General features: G+C 41.9%; 24 protein-coding genes and 1 pseudogene. 17 read left to right on the top strand and 8 right to left on the bottom strand.

The features are described from left to right. The first annotated feature begins 209 nt into the window (after positions 1-209). Together soj and spo0J are read left to right on the top strand one after the other, a co-directional pair. Positions 210-971 carry a sporulation initiation inhibitor protein Soj gene (gene soj, locus SB658_RS18000; protein WP_003219244.1) on the top strand — a complete coding sequence of 254 codons (762 nt, stop codon included), beginning with the start codon at positions 210-212 and terminating at the stop codon, positions 969-971. After that, the gene (gene spo0J, locus SB658_RS17995) at positions 964-1812 is read left to right on the top strand and encodes a stage 0 sporulation protein Spo0J (protein WP_144500412.1); all 849 of its coding nucleotides are present in this window, start codon (positions 964-966) and stop codon (positions 1810-1812) included. The genes soj and spo0J overlap by 8 nt, the downstream gene beginning before the upstream one ends. A gap of 38 nt (positions 1813-1850) precedes the next feature. Here spo0J and yyaC read toward each other — a convergent pair whose 3' ends face one another. Then, positions 1851-2468, bottom strand: coding sequence for a spore protease YyaC (gene yyaC / locus SB658_RS17990; protein ID WP_003243890.1), 618 nt, complete (start codon positions 2466-2468; stop codon positions 1851-1853). A 442-nt stretch (positions 2469-2910) separates the two neighbouring features. On the opposite strand from yyaC, the gene SB658_RS17985 reads away from it, so the two are divergent. The 11 genes from SB658_RS17985 (at position 2911) to SB658_RS17935 (ending at position 11572) form a co-directional block, all read left to right on the top strand. Next, on the top strand, positions 2911-3927 hold the full coding sequence (locus SB658_RS17985) for a YkvI family membrane protein (RefSeq protein WP_010886647.1): 1017 nt from the start codon (positions 2911-2913) through the stop codon (positions 3925-3927). A gap of 93 nt (positions 3928-4020) precedes the next feature. Beyond that, on the top strand, positions 4021-4227 hold the full coding sequence (locus SB658_RS17980) for a DUF951 domain-containing protein (RefSeq protein ID WP_003226838.1): 207 nt from the start codon (positions 4021-4023) through the stop codon (positions 4225-4227). 50 nt (positions 4228-4277) lie between these two features. After that, the gene (locus SB658_RS17975; protein ID WP_128738563.1) at positions 4278-6281 is read left to right on the top strand and encodes a molybdopterin-dependent oxidoreductase; all 2004 of its coding nucleotides are present in this window, start codon (positions 4278-4280) and stop codon (positions 6279-6281) included. Between the two features lie 126 nt (positions 6282-6407). Beyond that, positions 6408-7508 (top strand): redox-regulated ATPase YchF, encoded by a 1101-nt coding sequence (gene ychF, locus SB658_RS17970; RefSeq protein WP_003242727.1) that lies wholly within the window; start codon positions 6408-6410, stop codon positions 7506-7508. Between the two features lie 110 nt (positions 7509-7618). Beyond that, positions 7619-7906: a 30S ribosomal protein S6 gene (gene rpsF, locus SB658_RS17965; RefSeq protein ID WP_003244064.1), complete on the top strand. Its 288-nt coding sequence runs from the start codon at positions 7619-7621 to the stop codon at positions 7904-7906. Positions 7907-7946: 40 nt separating this feature from the next. Next, positions 7947-8465, top strand: coding sequence for a single-stranded DNA-binding protein SsbA (gene ssbA / locus SB658_RS17960; RefSeq protein WP_003219228.1), 519 nt, complete (start codon positions 7947-7949; stop codon positions 8463-8465). Between the two features lie 43 nt (positions 8466-8508). Beyond that, on the top strand, positions 8509-8748 hold the full coding sequence (gene rpsR, locus SB658_RS17955) for a 30S ribosomal protein S18 (protein WP_003219224.1): 240 nt from the start codon (positions 8509-8511) through the stop codon (positions 8746-8748). 63 nt (positions 8749-8811) lie between these two features. Next, positions 8812-9570, top strand: coding sequence for an exodeoxyribonuclease III (gene xth / locus SB658_RS17950; protein WP_029726087.1), 759 nt, complete (start codon positions 8812-8814; stop codon positions 9568-9570). 58 nt (positions 9571-9628) lie between these two features. Continuing rightward, on the top strand, positions 9629-10564 hold the full coding sequence (ccpB, locus tag SB658_RS17945; RefSeq protein WP_088327380.1) for a transcriptional regulator CcpB: 936 nt from the start codon (positions 9629-9631) through the stop codon (positions 10562-10564). Positions 10565-10619: 55 nt separating this feature from the next. Continuing rightward, entirely contained in the window at positions 10620-11000 is a 381-nt protein-coding gene (locus SB658_RS17940; RefSeq protein ID WP_144500413.1) for a VOC family protein, read from the top strand. A gap of 17 nt (positions 11001-11017) precedes the next feature. Further along, entirely contained in the window at positions 11018-11572 is a 555-nt protein-coding gene (locus tag SB658_RS17935; protein WP_033884396.1) for a sugar O-acetyltransferase, read from the top strand. A 33-nt stretch (positions 11573-11605) separates the two neighbouring features. On the opposite strand, the gene SB658_RS17930 is transcribed toward SB658_RS17935, so the two are convergent. Further along, positions 11606-12961 (bottom strand): MFS transporter, encoded by a 1356-nt coding sequence (locus tag SB658_RS17930; protein WP_014481501.1) that lies wholly within the window; start codon positions 12959-12961, stop codon positions 11606-11608. 225 nt (positions 12962-13186) lie between these two features. On the opposite strand from SB658_RS17930, the gene SB658_RS17925 reads away from it, so the two are divergent. Continuing rightward, the gene (locus SB658_RS17925) at positions 13187-14086 is read left to right on the top strand and encodes a CPBP family intramembrane glutamic endopeptidase (RefSeq protein ID WP_144500414.1); all 900 of its coding nucleotides are present in this window, start codon (positions 13187-13189) and stop codon (positions 14084-14086) included. On the opposite strand, the gene SB658_RS17920 is transcribed toward SB658_RS17925, so the two are convergent. Continuing rightward, positions 14083-16152 (bottom strand): thioredoxin domain-containing protein, encoded by a 2070-nt coding sequence (locus tag SB658_RS17920; protein WP_144500415.1) that lies wholly within the window; start codon positions 16150-16152, stop codon positions 14083-14085. The two genes, SB658_RS17925 and SB658_RS17920, sit on opposite strands and share 4 nt — an antisense overlap. 252 nt (positions 16153-16404) lie before the next feature. Between SB658_RS17920 and SB658_RS17915 the strand changes: the two genes are divergently transcribed. Next, positions 16405-16467: a tetracycline resistance efflux system leader peptide gene (locus SB658_RS17915; RefSeq protein ID WP_010886645.1), complete on the top strand. Its 63-nt coding sequence runs from the start codon at positions 16405-16407 to the stop codon at positions 16465-16467. A gap of 33 nt (positions 16468-16500) precedes the next feature. Beyond that, the gene (gene tet(L) / locus SB658_RS17910; protein WP_144500416.1) at positions 16501-17877 is read left to right on the top strand and encodes a tetracycline efflux MFS transporter Tet(L); all 1377 of its coding nucleotides are present in this window, start codon (positions 16501-16503) and stop codon (positions 17875-17877) included. Between the two features lie 105 nt (positions 17878-17982). On the opposite strand, the pseudogene SB658_RS17905 reads toward tet(L), so the two are convergent. From SB658_RS17905 to SB658_RS17895, 3 genes and pseudogenes are all read right to left on the bottom strand, one after another. Next, a pseudogene (locus SB658_RS17905) lies at positions 17983-18142 on the bottom strand (DUF255 domain-containing protein); the annotation flags it as partial. A gap of 242 nt (positions 18143-18384) precedes the next feature. Continuing rightward, complete coding sequence (locus SB658_RS17900) at positions 18385-18951, bottom strand: dihydrofolate reductase family protein (RefSeq protein WP_029318528.1); 567 nt, start codon at positions 18949-18951, stop codon at positions 18385-18387. 159 nt (positions 18952-19110) lie between these two features. Continuing rightward, entirely contained in the window at positions 19111-19467 is a 357-nt protein-coding gene (locus tag SB658_RS17895) for an MmcQ/YjbR family DNA-binding protein (RefSeq protein ID WP_029318529.1), read from the bottom strand. A gap of 408 nt (positions 19468-19875) precedes the next feature. Here SB658_RS17895 and satA point away from each other — a divergent pair, with 408 nt between their 5' ends. Further along, on the top strand, positions 19876-20397 hold the full coding sequence (gene satA, locus SB658_RS17890; RefSeq protein ID WP_029318530.1) for a streptothricin N-acetyltransferase SatA: 522 nt from the start codon (positions 19876-19878) through the stop codon (positions 20395-20397). 67 nt (positions 20398-20464) lie between these two features. Here the strand turns inward: satA and SB658_RS17885 are convergent, their stop codons facing one another. Both SB658_RS17885 and SB658_RS17880 read right to left on the bottom strand, forming a co-directional pair. Continuing rightward, positions 20465-21067, bottom strand: coding sequence for a YczE/YyaS/YitT family protein (locus SB658_RS17885; RefSeq protein WP_003226872.1), 603 nt, complete (start codon positions 21065-21067; stop codon positions 20465-20467). Continuing rightward, positions 21064-21510 (bottom strand): GNAT family N-acetyltransferase, encoded by a 447-nt coding sequence (locus SB658_RS17880; protein WP_003226873.1) that lies wholly within the window; start codon positions 21508-21510, stop codon positions 21064-21066. The genes SB658_RS17885 and SB658_RS17880 overlap by 4 nt, the downstream gene beginning before the upstream one ends. Positions 21511-21516 lie beyond the last annotated feature (6 nt).

Below are 21516 nucleotides of genomic sequence, written 5' to 3'. Positions count from 1 at the left end.
TCTTCTTTTTTTCTTTAAGAAATTCCTTTTTTAAGTCAAAAAAACATAGAAATTGCAGAATTTATAAGAGAAAGCATAAAGCGTGCTTGAATTTTCAATTATTTCCCTTCTGATTCGGAACAAAATGATGAAAAAAATGAAACGCTTTAATCTTTTTTTGATAGAATAGAAGCAAGATAGTACATGTTCATGTGAAAGTAGGTGACATCGTGGGAAAAATCATAGCAATTACGAACCAAAAAGGCGGGGTCGGCAAAACAACGACGTCTGTCAACCTTGGGGCATGTTTGGCTTACATAGGGAAAAGGGTTCTGCTGGTAGATATTGATCCGCAGGGAAATGCGACAAGCGGATTAGGGATTGAAAAAGCCGATGTAGAGCAGTGTGTGTACGATATTTTAGTAGATGATGCAGATGTAATAGATATTATTAAAGCAACGACAGTAGAGAACTTGGATGTGATTCCTGCGACGATTCAGCTTGCAGGGGCTGAAATCGAGCTGGTTCCTACAATATCAAGAGAAGTGAGATTGAAGAGAGCGCTTGAAGCAGTAAAGCAAAATTATGATTATATTATCATTGATTGTCCGCCGTCATTGGGCTTGCTGACGATTAATGCCCTTACTGCCTCGGATTCCGTTGTGATTCCTGTACAGTGCGAATATTATGCCTTGGAGGGTCTCAGCCAGTTATTAAATACAGTACGTCTTGTGCAAAAGCATTTGAATACTGATTTAATGATTGAAGGTGTATTGCTGACAATGCTTGATGCCCGGACAAACCTTGGCATTCAAGTGATTGAAGAGGTTAAAAAGTATTTTAGGGATAAAGTATATAAGACAGTTATTCCGCGTAATGTCCGACTGAGTGAGGCACCGAGTCACGGAAAACCCATCATTTTATACGATCCGCGGTCAAGAGGTGCGGAAGTATATTTAGATTTAGCAAAGGAAGTGGCTGCGAATGGCTAAAGGCCTTGGAAAAGGGATTAATGCGTTATTTAATCAGGTAGATTTGTCTGAAGAGACAGTTGAAGAAATTAAAATTGCCGATTTACGCCCTAATCCTTATCAGCCAAGAAAACACTTTGATGACGAGGCATTAGCTGAACTAAAAGAATCAGTGCTGCAGCATGGCATTCTTCAGCCGCTTATCGTCAGAAAATCTTTAAAAGGCTATGATATTGTTGCGGGTGAACGGCGTTTTCGAGCGGCAAAGCTGGCAGGTTTAGATACAGTTCCGGCCATTGTCCGTGAATTATCAGAGGCGTTAATGAGGGAAATTGCTTTATTAGAAAACCTTCAGCGTGAAGATTTATCTCCGCTTGAAGAGGCTCAGGCATATGATTCCTTGTTGAAACACTTAGATCTCACACAAGAGCAGCTTGCCAAACGTCTTGGGAAAAGCAGACCGCATATTGCGAATCATTTAAGACTGCTGACACTGCCAGAAAATATTCAGCAGCTTATTGCCGAAGGTACGCTTTCTATGGGACATGGACGCACGCTTCTTGGCTTAAAAAACAAAAATAAGCTTGAACCGCTGGTACAAAAAGTGATTGCGGAGCAGCTCAATGTTCGCCAGCTTGAGCAGCTGATTCAGCAGTTGAATCAGAATGTTCCACGTGAAACAAAGAAAAAAGAACCTGTGAAAGATGTGGTTCTAAAAGAACGGGAATCCTATCTCCAAAATTATTTTGGAACAACAGTTAATATTAAAAGACAGAAGAAAAAAGGCAAAATCGAAATTGAATTTTTCTCTAATGAAGACCTTGACCGGATTTTAGAGCTTTTGTCTGAACGAGAATCGTAAATGAAGAAACCATCTTTCAAGCGAAGATGGTTTTTGTTTTATATGCGCCCAGTGAGCCTTTGCAACGGGTTAAGGCGTTCTTGCCTCCACTCTGTCCGATCTGTTAAACTCAATCCTTCCGCGAGAACATTGGCCATATTCATGACCAAGTTGAGTCTTGTATTTTGCAATACAAAATATTCCATGAAACCGCTAACATTCACGATTCCGTTAATATGAAGATCTCCCACTTCAGGAAGGTCTTTTTGTACACCGGCTCCGGGCTTTAATGGCCCGTCCCCGATTTGAAATGAACCCACACTCTTAACGCGGCCTAAGCATGCATCGACTGCTATAACAAATGGGTTTTTATGTAATTTATGAATGTCATTGATTTTATCCTTCATGTTCACAGCATGAACGGGGTCAGATAAGGTTCCGTAGACATGGAATCTGGTGAGCTGCATCTGTTTGAGTTTCATTCCTACGAGCGGGCCCAATGAATCACCGGTTGAACGGTCTGTTCCGATACAAACCACAACAATTGGTTTGCCGGCAGCTTTACGTAAGGATGAAGAAAGGATGGTTTGGATTTGTTTTGCCGCTGCAGCATCTGTATGTGAAACATATTGCTTTACTCGTTCCTGAGAGGAAAAAAGCCCGCCTTTTCGATTCATGGGTTTCACTTCCTTGTTATAGTAGGTAACAGAATTGCTATGGTGTGTGTTTCGTTATGTAAGGTTGTTTACAGTATATCCAGCAGTACGGTTTTTTATGCTTTGTGTATGACACCGGAGATTTTAAAAAAGTAGAGGTTATTATGAATGGTTAGTGGGTGAATTATAAATATTGCCCCCCATTGCCTCGATCATGATCAAGCTACGGTCTGCTTACAAAACACTTTATAGATAGGAATGGTTAATGAGGTTCATTCCTTCATTCCACTGCAAAATGATATATTTTTAGACTGCCTCCATTAGCAGTCTTTTTTTTTATGAGTATTTCGTATGATAATTTCAACTTGTGTTCAAATGTCTATGAAAATATGGCATTTTTGCTTTCCTTTATTTATATAGTAACAATAACGGGAACAAGCTGAACTTTGTCTATGAGGTGATAGTGTTGTGGAGAGCCGGAATGAAGTGGATGCTGCTCATATTAGGGAGCCTGATCGGGGCCGGATATGCGAGCGGTCAGGAGATATGGCAGTTTTTTGGGGCGGAAAGTGGACTTGCTATTGTGCTGTTTACAATTATGTTCATTTTCTCGTCTTATATTGTGATGAAAATCAGTTTTAAGGTTCAATCCACTCATTTTCTGCCGGTTCTGGAGCATTTAATGGGGCCATGGCTGGCGAAAATTTATGATGTCCTCATCATTTTTTATTTGTTTTCGACGACTATGGTGATGATTGCCGGAGGCGGTGTGACCCTGCAAATGTACAAGCTTCCTTTCTGGTGGGGAATCACTCTGATTTGCATCGTGACAGTGTGTTTGTTTTTGTGGGATGTGAAAGGAATATTATCTATAAATAGTATTTTGATTCCTGTGTTAGTAGCGGGGCTTTTATATGCGCTGATCTCCTTTCAGAGCACACATCACCATACGTGGACGATTGATTTGTCCCAGCAGTATAACTGGCCTGCGAGCATTACGTTTACCTCTTTAAACATCCTTTCAGTTGTTGCGATTTTATCCTCTGTTGGGAAAGAGATGAAAGGGCTCGGAGAAGCAAAAATCGCAAGTGTGGCAAGCGGTCTTATTTTTGGCGTGATCTCATTTGTTTATAATGAAACGTTGGTGGAGCTGGCGGGCTCCCTTTCTCAGTTTGAAATACCGCTGTTTGCCGTTCTGGAGGGTGCGCCTTATTTCCTTTTTTTATGTATGACGGCGGTGCTGTGCCTGGCGATTTACACGACGACGGTAGCTGGTTTGCTGGGGCTGTCCAGCCGGCTGATGGCGTTTATTCATATGCCTAGATGGATGATTGTGTTGATTTTGTTAGTGTTAATGGTACCTTTTACTTCTTTCGGATTTTCTGATTTGATCGCGTTCTTGTATCCGATATATGGGATGCTCAATTTGTATTTGTTAGTTTGTCTGCTCTTATATCCTATTTTGAGCAAATGGAAATAAGAGGATGTATTTCTTTTCAGGTATCTTGATTGCTCTTATGATCAGTTTTTTTGTACAATAGATACAGCAGTTTAGGAAAAGAGGTGAAGGGTCTTGGCGGATAAAGACTTTGGCCTGAATGATATCGTAGAAATGAAAAAACCGCATCCATGCGGAGCGAACAGCTGGAAAATTATACGCATGGGAATGGATATTCGAATTAAGTGTGAGGGATGCTCTCACAGTGTTATGATTCCGAGAAGAGAATTTGAAAGAAAACTAAAAAAAGTACTAGTCAAGCATGAGGAGCCTACTTCATAAATAGGCCGACACTCATGCTTTTTCATATAGAAGGTAAGGAGAAGACGGCGATGAGCAAAGTGCATCAGTCGGCATGTCCGCTGAATTGTTGGGACAGCTGCGGCTTTTTGGTGACTGTTGATGATGGAAAGGTAACAAAAGTGGACGGAGATCCAAACCATCCGATTACGGAAGGTAAAATCTGCGGCCGCGGCAGAATGCTTGAGACAAAAACAAATTCGCCTGATCGGCTTCGCTATCCAATGAAAAAACAAAATGGCGAGTTTGTGCGGATTTCTTGGGAGCAGGCACTTGATGAAATTGCCGATAAACTTCGGGAAATCAAGGAAACGTCGGAGACGACTGCTGTTTTGCACAGCCATGATTATGCGAATAACGGTCTGTTAAAAGCGCTTGATCAGCGTTTTTTTAATGGATATGGCGGCGTGACCGAAATCGTCGGAAGCATATGCTGGGGCTCCGGTATCGAGGCCCAAAGCTGGGATTTTGGCCGTTCGTACGGTCACGGACCGCTTGATATTTACAACAGCAAGCATGTTGTTGTGTGGGGAAGAAATGTATCAAGAACAAATATGCACTTATACCATCACTTGCAGCAGGTGAAAAAGAAGGGCGCCACGATTACGGTGATTGATCCGATCTTCAACCCGACTGCTAAGCTTGCCGACCGCTATATCTCTGTAAAGCCTGGAATGGACGGCTGGCTTGCGGCAGCCGTTTTGAAGGTTCTGATTGAGACGGGAAGAACGGATGAAACGTTTATTTCTGAGCATTCTGTCGGTTTTGATGATGTGAAAGAGCTTTTGAAGACCGTTTCTCTGGAAGAGTTTATTGTGAAAACAGAAACTTCTATGGAGGAGCTGGAGTATTTGGCAGGTTTGTATGCTGATGGTCCGGTGTCTACTTTTATGGGGCTTGGCATGCAGCGATATAAAAACGGCGGGGGAACGATTCGTTGGATTGATGCACTTGTGGCGGCAAGCGGAAATGTCGGAATTAAGGGCGGCGGCGCGAATTTCGGAAATGTCCAGATTGGTGAGAGCTTTGCAAAAACAAAGCTGACGCTGCCGGAATTAAAAACAACATCCCGTTCTTTTTCAATGATGACACAGGCTGAAGAAGTGTTGACCGCTGCTGATCCTGCGATTGAGATGATTATTGTGACGTGCGGAAATCCGCTGACTCAGGTGCCGAATACAAATAAGGTGAGACAAGCTTTTGAAAAGGTTCCCATGACGGTTGCGATTGATTCCATTATGACAGATACCGCAAAGCTGTGTGATTATGTTTTGCCGACTGCCACTGTTTTTGAAGAAGAAGATATCTACTATTCCAGTATGTATCATCATTATGTTCAGTACGGGAAGAAGCTTGTGGAGCCGCAGGGTGAAGCGAAGTCGGACAGCTGGATCTGGTCAGAGCTTGCAAAACGTCTTGGGTTTGGCGAGCTGTTTGAATACAGCACTCAAGAATTTTTAGAGATGGGGCTTTCCTCATTGGAAGCAGAGGATGTGACACTTGAGCGTTTAAAAGAAAAAGGCCACCTCCCTCTTCCAGTAAAACAGGTGCCGTGGGATGATTATCAGTTTTTGACGCCGAGTGGAAAATTTGAATTTACTTCGTCGCTAGCTGAGCAAAAAGGATTTAGCGGCTCGCTTCAATTAAATGTGCCCGAAGAATCTGTTTTCCATAATGAGGAGTTAGCTGAAAAGTACCCTTATACGCTGTTATCCATTCATCCGCAGCGTTCCAACCATTCACAGCATGTGCCGTTTATTGAAAAGCTTCAGCACGTTCAGGTCGATATTTCTCCAGATATAGCGGCTGAGCAGAATCTTCAGGATGGAGACGAGGTTGTCATCTTTAATGACCGCGGACGCTTGAAGGGCAAGGTGAAAGTGATGAAACAGGCTCATGCGAAGACGATTAATATAGATGAAGGCATGTGGGCGGCTTTTGGAGGGTCAGTCAATGCACTGACAAATGATACAAATTCTGATAATGGAATGGGAAGTACGCTTTTTGACTGTTTAGTAGGCTTGAAAAAAGCATAATCAAAGGGATTGGCAGGCTGAAAATGCTTTTTTGTCAGCTTGTCTTTTCCAGTGAACCTCCTTATAATTGCTCTAGGTTCAAAATACGCTCATACAATGACGGTTTTATATAGAGGAGATGAAAGAATGGCTTTAACAGCTGGAATTGTTGGTTTGCCGAACGTCGGAAAATCAACACTATTTAACGCAATTACACAGGCCGGTGCCGAATCAGCCAACTACCCGTTCTGTACAATTGATCCGAACGTGGGAATTGTAGAGGTGCCGGATGATCGTCTGCAAAAGCTGACTGAGCTGGTCAACCCGAAGAAGACTGTGCCGACTGCTTTTGAATTCACTGATATTGCAGGGATTGTAAAGGGCGCATCTAAAGGAGAAGGACTCGGCAACAAGTTCCTATCTCATATTCGCCAAGTTGACGCGATTTGCCACGTTGTCCGCGCTTTTTCCGATGACAACATTACACACGTTTCCGGAAAGGTTGATCCGATTGATGACATTGAAACGATCAACCTTGAGCTGATCCTCGCTGATATGGAAACAGTTGAAAAGCGGATTACACGCGTCAGCAAGCTTGCGAAGCAAAAAGATAAAGACGCTGTATTTGAGTTTGAGATTTTATCTAAACTGAAAGAAGCGTTTGAGAGTGAAAAGCCTGCTCGATCTGTAGAATTCACTGAGGAGCAGCAAAAGCTTGTGAAGCAGCTCCATTTACTGACTTCGAAGCCTATTTTGTACGTGGCCAACGTAAGTGAAGATGAAGTTGCTGATCCATCTGGCAATGAAAATGTAGCGAAGATTCGCGAGTACGCTGCCGGCGAAAACGCAGAAGTTATCGTTGTATGTGCAAAAATCGAATCTGAAATCGCTGAGCTTGAAGGCGAAGAAAAGCAAATGTTCTTGGAAGAGCTGGGCATTCAAGAATCAGGTCTTGATCAGCTGATCAAAGCGTCTTACTCTCTTCTCGGCCTCGCAACATATTTCACAGCCGGAGAACAGGAAGTCAGAGCTTGGACATTCAAAAAAGGCATGAAAGCCCCTGAGTGTGCAGGAATTATTCATAGTGACTTTGAGCGGGGCTTCATTCGTGCTGAGACAGTTGCTTATGAGGATCTTCTTGCGGGCGGCGGTATGGCAGGAGCTAAAGAGGCAGGAAAAGTCCGCCTTGAAGGGAAAGAATATGTGGTCCAAGACGGAGATGTTATTCATTTCCGATTTAATGTATAGGATGCAGTTGTAAAGGGACAAGAGCTTTGGTATAATATAAAATTGTGAGTAATAGAATTATTGCTCCTTGCCCATTATGGGCCGCTTAGTCCAAAAGGAGGTGCAAACAGATGAGAAAGTACGAAGTTATGTACATTATCCGCCCAAACATTGACGAAGAGTCTAAAAAAGCAGTTATCGAGCGTTTCAACAACGTTCTGACTTCTAACGGTGCGGAGATCACTGGAACAAAGGATTGGGGTAAACGTCGTCTTGCTTACGAAATCAACGATTTCCGCGACGGTTTCTACCAAATCGTAAACGTTCAATCTGACGCTGCGGCAGTTCAAGAATTTGACCGTCTAGCTAAGATCAGTGACGATATCATTCGCCACATTGTTGTTAAAGAAGAAGAATAAGCAATTTTGAAATATATAATGGTAAAAGGTGGTCTTTCTTATGCTTAACCGAGTTGTATTAGTCGGAAGACTGACAAAAGACCCAGAGCTTCGTTATACGCCAAACGGTGCGGCTGTTGCTACGTTTACTCTTGCTGTGAATCGTACATTTACGAACCAGTCCGGAGAACGTGAGGCCGATTTCATTAATTGTGTCACTTGGAGAAGACAAGCCGAAAACGTTGCAAACTTCTTGAAAAAAGGAAGCCTTGCAGGCGTAGATGGCCGTTTACAAACAAGAAACTATGAAAACCAGCAAGGACAGCGTGTCTTCGTGACAGAGGTCCAAGCTGAAAGTGTTCAATTTCTTGAGCCGAAAAACGGCGGCGGTTCTGGTTCAGGTGGATACAACGAAGGAAACAGCGGCGGAGGCCAGTACTTTGGCGGAGGCCAAAATGATAATCCATTTGGGGGAAATCAAAACAACCAGAGACGCAATCAGGGGAACAGCTTTAATGATGACCCATTTGCCAACGACGGCAAACCGATTGACATCTCGGATGATGATCTTCCATTCTAATGTGATTATCGCCTAAAATGAAAAAGAAAGGAGGGAAATGACAATGGCAGGAGGACGCAGAGGCGGTCGTGCGAAACGCCGTAAAGTGTGTTATTTCACTTCTAACGGTATCACGCACATCGACTACAAAGATGTAGATCTTCTTAAAAAGTTTGTTTCTGAGCGCGGTAAAATTTTACCACGTCGTGTAACTGGAACAAACGCTAAATACCAACGTAAATTGACTGCAGCGATCAAACGCGCACGTCAAATGGCTTTACTTCCATACGTAAGCGGTGAGTAAGCTGATGCGTAAAGAGCAAGAACCTTCGGGTTCTTGCTCTTTTTTATAGGGGGAGGATGAAACATGAAGTTGATTTCATGGAATGTAAACGGCCTGCGGGCTGTGATGAGAAAAATGGATTTTCTCTCTTATTTGAAAGAAGAGGATGCAGATATTATATGTCTTCAGGAAACGAAGATACAGGACGGCCAGGTTGATCTCCAGCCTGAAGGCTATCATGTGTACTGGAATTATGCAGTGAAAAAAGGATATTCCGGCACAGCTGTTTTTTCTAAGCAAGAACCGCTGCAGGTCATCTACGGTATCGGAGTAGAAGAGCATGACCAAGAAGGCAGAGTGATTACGCTGGAATTTGAAAACGTGTATGTGATGACTGTTTACACGCCCAATTCCAGAAGGGGATTAGAGCGGATTGATTACCGCATGCAATGGGAAGAGGCTTTATTGTCTTATATTCTTGAATTGGATCAGAAAAAACCAGTGATTTTATGCGGTGATTTGAATGTAGCCCATCAGGAGATTGATTTGAAAAATCCAAAGGCGAACCGGAATAACGCTGGATTTTCAGATCAAGAAAGAGGGGCATTCACTCGTTTCTTAGAAGCTGGCTTTGTTGATTCTTTCCGTCATGTTTATCCTGATCTTGAAGGCGCTTATTCCTGGTGGTCGTATCGTGCCGGCGCCCGGGACAGAAATATCGGATGGCGGATTGATTATTTTGTTGTTTCTGAAAGACTTAAGGAACAGATTGAAGATGCCAGCATATCAGCGGACGTCATGGGTTCCGACCATTGTCCTGTTGAACTTATCATCAATATATGATGAGATAGCAGTAAGGATTTTACACTTACTGCTTTTTTTATATGAAAAGGAGAAAGAGATGGCAAATATAAAAGAGATCGCAAGACTGGCAAATGTATCTGTTTCGACTGTCTCGCGTGTATTGAATCATCATCCTTATGTGTCTGAAGAAAAGAGAAAGCTTGTTCATCAAGTCATGAAGGAATTGGATTATACGCCAAATCGAACCGCAATCGATCTCATTCGCGGGAAAACCCATACGGTCGGTGTGATTCTGCCTTATAGCGATCATCCCTGCTTTGATAAAATCGTTAACGGAATCACCAAGGCGGCTTTTCAGTATGAGTATGCAACGACCCTTCTCCCCACCAATTATAACCCCGATATTGAAATCAAATATTTAGAGCTGTTAAGAACGAAGAAAATAGACGGTCTCATCATTACTTCCCGCGCCAATCATTGGGACAGCATTTTAGCTTATCAGGAATATGGGCCGATCATCGCTTGTGAGGATACCGGAGACATTGATGTTCCTTGTGCTTTTAATGACAGAAAAACTGCTTATGCAGAGAGCTTTCGCTATTTAAAGAGCCGCGGGCATGAGAATATTGCTTTTACGTGTGTCAGAGAAGCTGATAGGAGCCCGAGCACGGCTGATAAAGCTGCGGCCTATAAAGCTGTCTGCGGAAGGTTGGAAGACCGCCATATGCTGTCCGGATGTAACGATATGAATGATGGTGAGCTGGCAGCTGAACATTTTTATATGAGCGGGCGGGTTCCGACTGCTATTTATGCAAATAGTGATGAAGTGGCAGCTGGAATTCATCTATTTGCCAAAAAGAATAATTGGGATGTTGAAATCATAGGCGAGGGGAATACTTCTATCAGCCGTGTTCTTGGTTTTCCGTCGCTTGATTTGAACCTTGAGCAGCTCGGCATCGCAGCATTTTCTCTATTTTTGCAGGATGAACCCGCTGATATCAAAATTCAGCATAAATTTAAGAAAAAAGCTTGAACTGAAATGCATTTCATACCTTATAACTTCATTGAAGGCGAAGGAGGAGGAAGAAATGCATATTGAACATACAGCGGTCTGGGTCAATGATTTAGAGCGAATGAAATCTTTTTATGAAACGTATTTTAATGGCGAAGCGAATGATTTGTATCATAATGAGAAAAAAGATTTTAAGTCTTATTTTATTACGTTTGATTCCGGAGCAAGGCTGGAGATTATGAAAAAAGGGAATGTGACCGATCCGCCCTCACAAACAATGACAGGCTGGGCACATATTGCCTTTTCCGTTGGGAGCCGGGAGAAAGTTGACGAACTGACTGATCGATTGAAGGCGGATGGTTTCGCAGTAGTAAACGGCCCGAGGACAACAGGAGACGGCTACTATGAAAGCGTGATTGAGGATGATGAAGGAAATTTGATCGAGATTACAATCTGACATCTGGAGTGACTTAAATGCTGAGGACAGAAAAAGAAAAAATGGCAGCCGGAGAATTATACAATTCGGAAGATCAACAACTATTACTAGAACGCAAACATGCGAGACAGCTGATTAGACAATACAACGAAACACCGGAAGATGATGCAGTGCGGACGAAGCTTTTGAAGGAGCTGCTCGGTTCGGTTGGGGATCAAGTCACGATTTTGCCGACATTCCGCTGTGATTATGGCTATCACATTCATATCGGAGATCATACATTTGTTAATTTTGACTGTGTCATTTTAGATGTGTGTGAGGTGCGTATCGGCCGTCATTGTTTGATTGCGCCAGGTGTACATATCTACACGGCCGGTCATCCTCTTGATCCGATCGAAAGGAAATCCGGGAAGGAGTTCGGTAAGCCTGTGACAATTGGAGATCAAGTTTGGATTGGAGGCCGGGCGGTGATTAACCCGGGAGTGACAATCGGTGATAACGCAGTGATTGCTTCTGGATCTGTTGTCACTAAGGATGTACCCGCTAATACTGTTGTAGGCGGAAACCCCGCAAGGATTTTGAAGCAATTGTAATGAGATCAGTGCGGCAGATCCGCACTGACTTTTTTAAATCTGTTTTGCATTCGTATTAGGACCGAAGAAGATTAACAGCAAGGAGCATGCGAGCCAGCAGCCCCCAATAAATAAGAAGACGCTGATATAGCCGAGCTGAACGGCAATAAATCCGACAAGCAATGAGCCAAAAATGTTTGAAAAACGGCCAAGACCATAGGCTAAACCGCTGCCAGACGAGCGGTATTCAGTCGGATAAGGTTCAGATGTATAGGCGTATAAGTTCGAGGTAAAGACCCGTTCTGTGATATTCACGATAAAACCAAATACAATGATCATGATGGGAATAAAAGTCATACCATATAAGAGTCCGGCGATGGCCGTCAGAAACGCACTCGCAGCTAAAATCCATTTTCTTTGAAATCTTTCGGAAATCATGGAGCCGAGCAGTGCGCCAAGCGGAGCGCCGACGGAATGCAATACGTTATACCATAATGTATTTTCCATGGTTACGCCATTGCTTTTTAGCAGGCTTGGAACCCATGAAGCAAATCCGTAAAACCCAAACGTTTCAAAAATCCATACAGCAGATAATACGATGGTGATTTTGAGGTTTCTGCCTTTCAATAAGCCTGCGTAACCTGCATGCTGCTTAACAGTTTCACTTACTTTAGGCTGAGATGCTGCCGGAAGCGGGCCTTTCTCCTTTTCAACCTGTGCCTCAATTCGGTTGAGGATCGCATCGGCTTTCGCATATTCCCCGCGATTTTCGTGCCAGCGAGGCGACTCTTCCAGACGGCGGATGAAGAAAAAATAAATAAGGCCGACGGCACCCCATACAAATACTAGCCTCCATCCCCATGAACCAAGAGGAATGACAAAGGCAGACACAATGTTGGTGATCGGAACCCCGATCAATCCAATCATGGCACAAAAAGAAATATATTTTCCACGTACACTTGAAGGGAAAAATTCCGCCAAATAGCTATTCGTAATGACCATGGCGGCTGCAACGCCAAACCCGGTGAGAAAACGGAATGTCATTAAAGATGGAATGTCCCATGCCGCAGCATTGCATAGCGATGCGATTGAGAAAACAAAGACAAATAGATTTAAGGCTTTTTTGCGGCCGATTCGATCGGACAGCCGTCCGCCCAATGAAGCGCCTAAAAACATGCCTAAAAACGAAGCAGCCGTTACGTTAGCAATAGTTGAAAGCGGGATGCCCCAATGCTCGATCAGTGCCGGCGCTACATTGCTGAGGGTAAATAAATCTGCGAGATCAAAGAAATAAACAATGCCGAGAGCGGTTAACACTTGGAAATGAACGCGTGAAATCGGAAGGCGGTCTAAACGATTCGCTGCGTTTGAGAAAGGATGTGTATTCTTTTGTTTGAAGATCGTATTCATAAAAAACCCCCTTTTAGTAGTAAGAAAAGACTGAAAATTCCCCTCTTGGGACTATTATAAGTATCTTGGTTCATTGGCAACAGAGTTCAAATCACTAGATGGAAGAACTAAATTCACACTTTATATTTTAATTTTGCTTGAAAGATTTCCAAAACAGTAGATTCATAGACCAATTTATGCAAATATATAGTAATATTCTCATTGAAAGGAAGAGACATAGAAGGAATGAATTCATTTATCCGTCCTATGGAAGGAAACAATACGTTGTGGAGATATTTTTTCGCTTTTTTGGTGATGGTAGGGTTATATGTATTCGGGAATATAGCTTACCTTTTCGCTATACTGTTCACGGTTATTGTGAATCCCAATATCACGTTTGATTTGGATGAAGCTGTGCTGAGTGATCCTCTCGTAGATCTTTATTTGTCCCATGTGATTTATTTATTCGCCATTCCGGGAGTTTGGCTGGCTGTGCGCTTTATTTTGAAGCGGCCTTTCCGAACTGTGATTACACCAAATTCAAAGATGAATTGGCGGAGAATTTCCTTTGGTTTTATTGCTTATTTCTTGCTGATGATCGCCGTACAATTGATTGATTTTGCGATTCATCCTGATAGCTATTCAATGCAAGAGTTTAATGCCTCACGCTTTATCTGGCTGCTAGCGGCTGCCCTCATTTTGGTTCCGATTCAGACATCAGCTGAGGAACTGTTTTTCAGGGGATTTTTGCTTCAAGCTTTCGGGAGATTGACGAAAAATCCTCTATTTTTGACACTGATTGTCGGAGGATTGTTTGGCGTATTGCATTTTGCGAATCCAGAAATGAACAATGGCGCTGTCTGGGCAGGAATTGAGTATTTAACATTTGGTTTTGTGTGGACCTATTACACGATTAAAACTGGAAGCATCGAAATATCACTTGGCGCCCATGCCGCGAATAATATGTTTTTGTGTATGTTTATTACAGAAAAAAACAGTGTGTATGGAGGAATTCCTTCTCTGTTTAGCGTTACGCGGGGGAACCCGATGTGGGAGGCTTTCTTTACGATAGCGGTCAACCTTGTGTTTGCGGGGATTGCTTTATGGTACCATAAGAAATCAAAAAGTAAGCAGCAAGGGTCTTAATCCCTGCTGCTTATTAACGTTTGGATGGCTTCTTCGATATTCGTTGTCGGCTGCTGGCAGGCGAAGTTTTCACAAATATAAACGGTTGTTTTGCCGTCTATGATGCGGTAGTCTGCTGCAAATGGCGCAATGTCTTTGCATTGCTCGGGCTGCTCTGCCACCAGAATGGAGTCGTTGGGCTTAAAGGCTTTTTGGAGCTCTGTTATGATTTGTTTTCTGGCTGGATCGTCTGCGTTGCCAAAAATAACGATTTCTTTCTTAGGCATCAGATGTCTTAACACACTTTGCATAAAGAAAGCATGGCCGCTCGGATACGCGTCGATGTCTGGCTTGAACACGGAAAACATTGTTTCCGCTTTTTCGATCAGTGATAAGTCGCCTGTAACTTGCCCGAGACGCAGCAGCTGCACGGCTGCCACACTGTTTCCTGAAGGCACAGCGCCGTCGTACACTTCTTTTTCCCGTACGATTAAGGCTTCTGCATCGTGTCCGGTGAAGTAGAATCCGCCATGCTCCTCATCCCAAAATAAGCTGATCATATCGTCTGTCAGTTTCTTCGCTTTTTGTAAATAAGAAAGATCAAACGAAGCTTCATAGAGATCCAGATAAGCCCATAGGAGAAAAGCGTAATCGTCGATAAAGCCTTTGTTTTTCACTTCGCCATCACGATATCGGACCATCACACGGCCGTCGATGATTAATTTGTTTTCAATAAATGTGATGGCGTCTTTCGCTAGGCTGAGATATTTCGGCTCCTGGTATACCTTTGCCACTTTCGCAAGACCCGCGATCATCAGCGCGTTCCATGAGGTGAGCACTTTATCATCGACATGCGGATAGGTTCTTTCCTCGCGTGTCTTCAAGAGCTGCTGTCTTGCGTCTTCGAGTTTGAGACTGAGCTCTTTTTCGGTTAACCCGGCATCCGCTTGGATTTGTTCCCACTTTGTGTGAATGAGGTTAGGAATATTTTTGCCTTCAAAGTTTCCTTCTTCAGTGATGTCATACACTTGGCAATACAGCGTTCCGAGATCGTCCCCGAGCGTTTTCAGAATCTCTTCCTTTGACCACACGTAGTACTTTCCTTCTTCTCCTTCTGTATCCGCGTCTAAAGCAGAGAAAAAGCTTCCGTCTTCATGAGTCATTTCCCTCTGAATGAACGTAATGATCTGCTCACAAATCTCTTTATAGCGGCTGTTTTGCGTGACCTGATAGGCTTCTGTATAAGCGGTCAGCAGCAGCGCATTGTCGCACAGCATTTTTTCAAAGTGGGGAACGAGCCACTCGTCATCGGTCGAATAGCGGGCGAACCCATAGCCGATATGATCGTAAATGCCGCCATTCGCCATGCTGTCCAGCGTTTTCGTCACGTTGTATAAAGCGTTATCCTGCCCCGTATTGTGATGATAACGAAGCAAATACATCAGCATATGGGGCATCGGAAATTTCGGTGCCTGCCCGAAACCGCCGTAGATCGTATCAAACCCGCTGGCAAGCTGCTGGAATGTCCGGGAAATCGCTGACTCGCTAAGGCCTTCGCCTGATTTGGCGGCTGTTTTGGTCTGCAAATGTTTAGCGGCGTTCTCCGCAATATCCTCGACATGCTCACGGTCGTTCGCAAACGTCTCAGACAGATGCTCAAGCACATCAACAAAACCGGGACGATTGAATTTGCTCGTCTTTGGAAAATATGTACCCGCGTAAAACGGCTTTTGATCAGGCGTAATAAATACATTCAGCGGCCAGCCGCCCTGCCCGGTCATCAGCTGGCAGATTCTCATATAAACAGAATCCACATCAGGTCGCTCTTCCCGGTCGACTTTAATCGCCACAAACCGTTCATTGAGAAGACGCGCGATTTCTTCGTCTTCAAAGCTTTCGTGAGCCATCACGTGGCACCAATGACAAGTCGAATAACCGATGCTGACCAGAACCGGCTTGTTTTCGCGTTTCGCTTTCTCAAATGCTTCTTCTCCCCAAGGGTACCAGTCCACAGGGTTGTGGGCGTGTTGGAGTAAATAAGGAGACTTTTCAGCGATTAATCTATTGGGTTTACTTTTATTTGGCATGGGATCAGCTTCTTCCTAAGTTGGTTATATTCAGGTTACCACAGTTATCCTAAACAAATACAATAACTGACTGCTTATCGATAATTGTGATGTGAAAATATAAACTAATGTTTCATTTTGCCACTTGAGATAAATGCGAATAACGTTTTTCCTTGTTTCGCAATCTGGTCAAATTTTTATAAAAAAAGTAAAAGTTTAATCCTTAGTCTATATATAATAAGATCATATCAATCAAATGTAGGGGGAGTTATTATGAAGTGCAATAAAATGAACAGGGTACAATTAAAAGAGGGAAGCGTATCAATGACCCTATAAACTGCGTCTGCCCTCATTAATGGAGGGGAAATTGTGAATACGTCTTATTCACAGTCAACTTTACGGCACAATCAAGTTTTGATTTGGCTTTGTGTTCTATCATTTTTCAGCGTATTAAATGAAATGGTTCTGAACGTCTCATTACCTGATATTGCCAACGAGTTTAATAAACTGCCAGCAAGTGCAAACTGGGTGAATACTGCCTTTATGTTAACCTTCTCCATTGGAACAGCTCTATATGGAAAGCTATCAGACCAGCTGGGCATCAAAAATCTGCTTCTATTTGGGATTATGGTAAATGGCATAGGGTCGATCATTGGATTTGTTGGACACTCTTTCTTTCCTATTCTCATTCTAGCCCGATTTATTCAAGGAATTGGTGCAGCCGCATTCCCAGCTCTTGTGATGGTTGTCGTTGCGCGCTATATTCCAAAAGAGAACAGGGGGAAAGCATTTGGCCTGATCGGGTCCCTGGTAGCAATGGGAGAAGGTGTTGGGCCAGCTATTGGCGGAATGGTTGCTCATTATATCCATTGGTCGTATTTGCTGCTTATTCCAACTGCAACAATTATCACCGTTCCATTCCTTATAAAATTGTTGAAAAAGGAAGAGAGAATAAGAGGACACATTGATATGGCAGGGATTATATTGATGTCTGCAGGTATCGTATTTTTTATGCTGTTTACAACATCTTATAGATTTTCTTTTCTGATCATCAGTATTCTTGCTTTCTTCATATTTGTAAAACACATTAGGAAAGCTCAGGACCCTTTTGTTGACCCTGAATTAGGGAAAAACGTCTTTTTTGTGATTGGAACCCTTTACGGAGGACTAATATTTGGTACAGCAGCAGGATTTGTCTCTATGGTTCCTTACATGATGAAAGATGTTCACCATTTAAGTACTGCAGCAATTGGAAGCGGCATTATTTTCCCCGGAACAATGAGTGTCATCATCTTCGGTTACATTGGGGGATTGCTTGTTGATCGGAAAGGTTCCTTGTATGTACTAACTATTGGAAGTGCCTTGCTTTCTTCCGGCTTTTTAATCGCTGCCTTTTTTATAGATGCAGCACCATGGATCATGACAATTATAGTAATTTTTGTTTTTGGGGGGCTATCTTTCACAAAAACAGTTATAGCTACAGTTGTGTCTAGCAGTTTGAAAGAAAAGGAAGCGGGCGCTGGAATGAGTTTGCTTAATTTCACGAGCTTTTTATCAGAGGGAACGGGTATTGCGATTGTAGGCGGTTTATTATCTATCGGCTTCCTAGACCATAGGCTGCTGCCTATTGACGTTGATCACTCTACCTATTTGTATAGCAATATGCTCATACTTTTTGCAGGGACCATTGTTATTTGTTGGCTAGTAATCTTGAATGTATATAAACGTTCGCGGAGGCATCGCTAAATGAGTGAAAGGATCAATCTTGTGAAAGTAATCCAAGGTTGATCCTTTTTTGTAAAATGAATAAACATGGCATCAATAGCATGTTCTTTAGATTAGCCATCGTTAGCTATACCCAATAGATACGAGAACAGGCTTGTTTTCGCGTTTCGCTTTTTCATATGCTTCTTCTCCCCAAGGGAACCAGTCCACAGGGTTATGAGCATGTTGAAGTAAAATAAGTAGACTTCTCAGCGATTAATCTATTGGATTTATTGTTATTGGGCATAGGATCACCTTCTTTCGTTTTTTTATAAACACAAAACTTAGCCGATTTACTTAAAAGAGGGAGAAGAAAATATACTATAATGCTTAATGATGTTAATGGAGGAGACACCGTCCTTTTCAATCCTCTTTTATTACAGAAAATTTGATATTGATAGTTCCATAGTATATTAAGGGGAACCCATTATTTATGGATTCCCCTTTAGTTCAATAAGAAGGATTACTGTCGAGTGTTACTTTACAATGTTAGCCATTCCAATGATAAACGATTTGCACAACGCCAGAGGAAAATGTTCTCGTATTCACCATTTTTAAATTTATCCTCTGTTTTACATCAATAAACAACGGTTTTCCTTCTCCTAAAACAACAGGGTGAATAGATAATCTAAATTCATCAACAAGCCCCAAATTTATAAAAGTTGTAATGAGACTCGCTCCACCATATAGCCAGATGTCTTTACCAGACTTTGTCTTTAATTTATTTACTTCTTCAAGAATATTATCATTTATAAATATGGCTTGATTATCAATCTCATTTTGTGTTCTGGAAAAAACATATTTCTTTTTACTATGAACCAATTTCCAAAGTTCCTTTTCTGTATCAGGGTCTTCATTTTTTGGAATATATTGTCCCCATAAATCGTAGCTTTTTCTGCCATATAAAATAGTATCAATTTGATTTAAAAAATCAGTAAACCCCATATCAGGGTCCATAATACACCAATCAACTTCTCCATTTTTCCCTTCAATAAAACCATCTAAAGTAACTGCTAAATCTAAAATGATTCTTCTCTGTTTTAAGTTATTTGTCATTACTATTCATCCTTTTACATAAGAAGTTGGTAGAAATTCTTCTCCCACTCACACACCAGATGGACTAAGTTGCGTTTGTGGACAGAGTGAAGAACAGTATCCTAAAATGAAAGTGCCCACTACTCCTCGCAGCTTGATTAGCAGGAGCACTCTTTATCTTCACTTGGTTAAATGAAAGCTCTGCTCGATTAAGTTATAGATTTCGCCTCCTGGATCTGTCCGTTCTAAAACAATTGAAATCCAATGTTCCTTATCCATATGATATCCGGGTAAGACATTTTCCCCGTTTCTTAAGCTATCACTTATGTCAGGGGGACATTTTAGATTTAGAATATCTATTTCGCCATGACCATCCAAGCCTAATTTTTCTGGGAGAACATTCATGATAAGACCGTACCATTTTTTGTTTGATGTATGTCTCAAAGAAGCATAGTTTGGGTATTTCTCCCACGGGTAATCAGGCGATGTACCGTATTTTTCTTTGACGTGTTTAAAGATATCTTCTCTTGTTAACATACTCAATCACTCCTTTATTCACTCTACTTTCTTCTTGAAAAAATCAAAGAGCGATCCTTGGTTGTCCTTTGGATACTTCAATAGAGATGTCACCAATGGCAGAAGCTGTGTCAAAGCTTCCTCTCTCCACGGATACTAGCCAACAGGGTTGTGGGCGAGTTGAAGGAAGTATGATATTTCTCATTGAGTTTATTGTTAGTGGGCATAGGTTCATCTTCTTTTCTCTTGTTTCTATTCCTTTTTACTGTACCACAAGCCTCTGTTGAAATACCCCATTAAGACAGTGAAATAGAAAAATCGCTATATATAAAAGGTAATGGATGCTGTTCTTTTAAAGAGTGCCCTTTTGGAAGCTGTTCTTGATCGAAACGAGTATGCTAATATAATCTCGTTTAGGAGGGGATTGATATGATCAAGAAAATGGCTCAAATGAATTTGAAAGATTTCAATAAACCAAATGAACCTTTCGTTGTTTTTGGGAGAATGATACCTGCTTTTGAAAACGGTGTTTGGACATATACTGAGGAACGATTTTCTGAATCTTATTTTAAACAATATGAAGATGATGAAATGGATGTTAGTTATATTGAAGGTGAAGGAAAGGTTGTTTTTTTATATTATGTTGAAAACAACTGCATCGGCCGGATTAAGATTCGTTCTAACTGGAATGGGTATGCACTAATAGAGGACATTGCCGTTGCAAAAGACTATAGACAAAAAGGCGTTGGAACAGCATTATTACATAAAGCGATTGAGTGGGCAAAGGAGAATCGCTTTTGTGGTCTTATGCTTGAAACACAAGATATTAATGTTTCAGCTTGTCGTTTTTATGCCAAACATCACTTTATAATAGGTGCAGTTGATACGATGCTTTATTCCAACCTTCCAACAGCAAATGAAATTGCGATTTTTTGGTACTATAAATTTTAATTTATCATAAAATTATTGAACGAAACGTAGCTTGTTTTGCGTTTCGTTTTTTCAAAGAAGAGGTTTTTTAACCCCTTCTTTTTTTTGATAAGAATTGTTTTTCCACAATAGGCATAAAAACGTGAAGGATCATTCCTCCCAAACAGACGGTTAATAGGGTTCCGATGCCGATAGGGCCTTTAAAGATGATGGCTAATACTAAGAAAAGAGCGTATACCAATGTTCTTGAAAACAAGATTGTTCTTTTGGAGAGATCTCGGATAATAAGTGTTAAATGATCGATGGGTGTTGATGCGAATTTCGTCTGAAGATAGATGGCTGTTCCAAGACCGATGAGCATCAAACCAATTCCGAAACAAATCAGTTTGCTTAACAACGCATTTAGATAGATGGTGTTTTTTACAACAAACAACCATAGGTCAATGCCTATTCCAGTAATGAATGCTGTAATTAAGCCTAGCAAAATAGGTTTTTTTCTCGTTAATATAGCGTTGCAGATTAAGAGGATCACAGAAATAAGGACCTCCCAGCTCCCTACGGTAAGACCGATTTCTTTTGACAGACCAACCAAAAGGGCATCGAAGGGTGATGTGCCCAGTCCTGATTGTATGGTTAAGGAAATGCCCAAACTTAATATGAGTATGCCTAATCCGTAAAAAATATATTTCATGTTATATTCCGCGATATGTCTTTTGTCATCAAGACATGAGGGATGCCGTCTTCCATAAATTCCTGTGAAGAAATCTGGTAGCCCAGTTTTTGATAAAAGCCTGCTGCTTGTGTTTGACCATGCAGCTTACATGCAGTCAGTCCTTTTTCTTTTATGATTTCTTCTAACCAGCTTACGATGACTTTCCCCAATCCATACTTACGGTAAGGTTTTAGGATGCAGATTCTTTCCAGCTTTGCTGTATGGTCAACGATGCGCACACGGCCCGTGCCGACAGGCTGATTCTCATGATATACCAAGACATGCTGGCATTGTTCCTGGAGCGTATCAAATTCATCGAACTCTTCGGATTCCGATACATGTTGCTCCTCAATGAAAACCGTCTTTCTAATATTCAAAGCTTCATGTAAATCAGCTTCAGTTGTTATTCTTTTTATATTCATTATGAA

It is taken from the genome of Bacillus sp. SIMBA_008 (assembly GCF_046535495.1).
GTDB classification, from domain to species: Bacteria; Bacillota; Bacilli; order Bacillales; family Bacillaceae; genus Bacillus; species Bacillus subtilis.
The sequence above is the reverse complement of the archived record's forward strand: the minus strand, read 5'-3'. Positions and strand labels throughout refer to the sequence as shown.